The organism is Lachnoclostridium sp. (genome assembly GCF_031997925.1).
Lineage (GTDB): Bacteria > Bacillota > Clostridia > Lachnospirales > Lachnospiraceae > Lachnoclostridium.
In genome coordinates this window covers 1-3,167 of the sequence record NZ_DAMADT010000062.1, presented here as the reverse complement: position 1 = coordinate 3,167, position 3,167 = coordinate 1, and the positions used below count along the sequence as shown (strand labels likewise).

Here is a 3,167-nt window from a genome sequence, read left to right as displayed (position 1 = left end):
TTAATTTTAATTCTTGCAATTTTAGTGAATTATGTAAGCAATTTTTTAATTTCTGTGGATTCAGTTCTTGTAACTAATAAAGATTGATTTTTTTGGCTCACCTACTTAGGTGAGCCTTTTCTAGTTTATAATTGTTAGGAATAAACTTTTCATACGTTTCATATTATAGTAATAAAATTTTGCATGCAGGATTTATATTATGGATAATTCTAACCAATATCTTTCTAATACGAAGCAGACGCATGTTCATGAAATTCAAGGGAGTGTCGTAGTAGCCGAACAAAATGACCTTCATAGTCATCGGTTTGCTACTATTTCTGGAGAAGCAATACCATACGGTATGGATCACTACCATGATGTATCATTTAAAACAGATTTTTTCAGGGAACATTATCATAGTTTTCAAGGCCATACTACTACCGCTATTCCAATTGGAAATACACATATTCATTATCTAGAATCTGTAACTACTACTAATGATGGCCATAAACATGCTTTTAGATTTGCAACTTTAATTGATGATCCTACAAGTAATCATCATTAACATTAATATAGTATCTTAGCAAAACAAGTTATTTCTATTTCAGAACAAATTGTAGATATTTGTAATTTCGATTATTAATTCCAATAATTCCATGTTATCACTTAACTTCCTCTATTTAAGTATTACATAAATGTTACGAATATGTTACTATCTAATTGTTCCTAAAAACAGTTACTTAAAAGGAGGATTTATATTATGTGTTTCAATTTTAGTTCTTGCAATTTAAGTGAATTATGTAAACAATTTTTTAATTTCTGCGGATTCAGTTCTTGTAACTAATCACATATTAGATTTTTTAGGCTCACCTTACAAGGTGAGCCTTTTTACTTTTGGGTGAGCCCTTTATTTTAAGCAAGACTTTCACATTTTCGCTCTATTGCTCTAGAGCTTCCTATTGTCCCGACCCGATTGGTATAATAGAACCGTTCTAATCATATTTATATAAAAGAAAGTAAAAATAAGAAGGAAGTTAGATGATTAAAGTCAAAGTTCATTTACGGCCCATTGTTAATAAAATAAATTTACCCACTGTTTTGAAAACAGCTATACTTCCGGGGGACTCAATCGAAAGATTATTTATTGCTACTCAGATAGGCGAGATCTTTTACATAGGAAATGGAGTTATAGAAACTTTTTTGGATATTCGCTCACGAATCATAGAACTAGGTGTTTCTACTGGCGGATATGATGAGCGCGGACTGCTCGGGCTAGCGTTCCATCCTGAATTTTATTATAACGGTCTGTTTTATCTTCACTATTCAGTAGCTGGATCACAAGGTCCAGGTGCTCTTCCTGGTTCCTTTCATCCTAATCCGTGTGACCCTAGTACCTTAAACTTAAAATGGATAAATAGAGAAACTCAATACAATCATATTGATACAGTGGAAGAATGGATTTTACAGCCCAACGGTCAACCTCAAAAACATCGGACATTACTTAATTTAAGAAGACCATTTTTAAATCATAATGGTGTAAATAGCTTAAACTTCTCACCTGAAACTGGTAAACTTGTTTTAACAACTGGAGATGGCGGATCAGGTTATGACCCATTTAATTTAAGCCAAGACAATATGGAATTCGCTGGTAAAATAATTGAAATTGATGTAAATAAGAATACATTTGTCGATAATCCACAAGTGGTTACACGTTTTAACGAACTTCCCGTACCTATTCAAGAAATGCTAACGGTAATTGCCAAAGGAGTTCGCAATATACCAGGTATATCATTTCAAAGGTTTTATAATCAGTATATCAAATATGTGGGAAATGTCGGACAGGATATGGTAGAATCGATTTTTTCATTCGTACAATATAAACCTATACCGGTTACTAAACTTATTCAAGCTTCTCAAATGGAATCTGAACCTGACCAGGAAAGCTTTATTAATCTTGGATGGCGAGGATGGGAAGGCGCATTTCCTACTCCTATCATAGAAAGTTGTTCTGCAAATCCGGATTTGGATAAGAAAACAATTGCATATTACGATGAAGCAGTGGAAACTTCCGTGTTGCGTCTTCAACCTCTAATCAGCTATTTCCATGAAGATCCACGTCCTGATAAGTTTGGAGCAACTGCACTTACAGGAGTTCAACCATATATGGGGAATGAAATCTCCGATTTAACAGGAAGCGTTGTGTTTACCGATCTGGCTCGGGATGAAGGATCTCAACCTCCGAATAGAGGGGTTTTAGCTTATACCAAAGTACGATTGGATTGTAAACTAAATGATTTTAGTGTTATCGATATTGATTATAATTTTGGGTCTCAATCAGCTTATTATGTTAGCTTGGGTACGAATTTAGATCAAACCAGACTATATCTAGGGGTTTATAGCTCTATGAATGTGGCTGATTATAACCAAGGTACTATATTTGAAATCATTTCATGAAATTTCTTTTTATGATTTATGGAATCGCATGATAGGAGGTATATCATTGAAAAAAATGGATATCGTTAGGTTTACTTGTTTTGGAGGCATGTTAACAGCGATAGCTGTTCTCTTCCAATCAGCACCTGTATTTTTACCCGCACTTGGTTTAGCCTTAAGTCCATTAAGTACACTACCTATTGCTATAGCAGCTGTCTCAAGTATTTTTCTTGGAGTTTCCGTATTTTTTTCCTCTGCATTAATTCTTACTATAATTAGTGCGCAGGAAACAATGATCCTTCTTTTTACTACCGGACTACTAGGTTTCGTTATCGGCACATTGCTTTATAGAAAAGGAATCATTATTTCTATAATATCTTCAAGCATAGTATTATCTCTTGGGATGATATTTTTAACCTATATAGTAGGTATTCCTGGATTTATAAATTTGACTAGATCGTTATCAACTCCTTTAACTATTTTCATGTTTTTCTTATTTTCACTTGTTTACGCTAGCATCTGGAATATTTGCCTTAGAAAATTCTTGTTTCATTTAGCTAATATTTATTAAATAACTTCAAAATACTATTATTTTGGCCCACGAAACTTATTCTGCCATATTCGCAATCCGCTTACGCTACCAGCTCTACCTCATTTCCACTACATATCATTCTGCAGGAGCTTGAACTAAAACCGGGAAGTCCCCCGCTTACAGAAGCGGGGGACTTCCCGGATGAGAGTCAAAACGGATATTC

At 34.1% G+C, this 3,167-nt stretch carries 3 protein-coding genes; all 3 read left to right on the top strand.

Annotation, left to right across the window (positions count from 1 at the left end; translation table 11 throughout):
• The first annotated feature begins 199 nt into the window (after nucleotides 1-199).
• The 3 genes from RTP52_RS20160 (at nucleotide 200) to RTP52_RS20150 (ending at nucleotide 2,983) form a co-directional block, all read left to right on the top strand.
• The gene (locus tag RTP52_RS20160; protein ID WP_312373167.1) at nucleotides 200-544 is read left to right on the top strand and encodes a YmaF family protein; all 345 of its coding nucleotides are present in this window, start codon (nucleotides 200-202) and stop codon (nucleotides 542-544) included.
• A 635-nt stretch (nucleotides 545-1,179) separates the two neighbouring features.
• Complete coding sequence (locus RTP52_RS20155; protein ID WP_331661994.1) at nucleotides 1,180-2,433, top strand: PQQ-dependent sugar dehydrogenase; 1,254 nt, start codon at nucleotides 1,180-1,182, stop codon at nucleotides 2,431-2,433.
• A 46-nt stretch (nucleotides 2,434-2,479) separates the two neighbouring features.
• Nucleotides 2,480-2,983, top strand: coding sequence for a hypothetical protein (locus RTP52_RS20150; RefSeq protein ID WP_331661992.1), 504 nt, complete (start codon nucleotides 2,480-2,482; stop codon nucleotides 2,981-2,983).
• Nucleotides 2,984-3,167 lie beyond the last annotated feature (184 nt).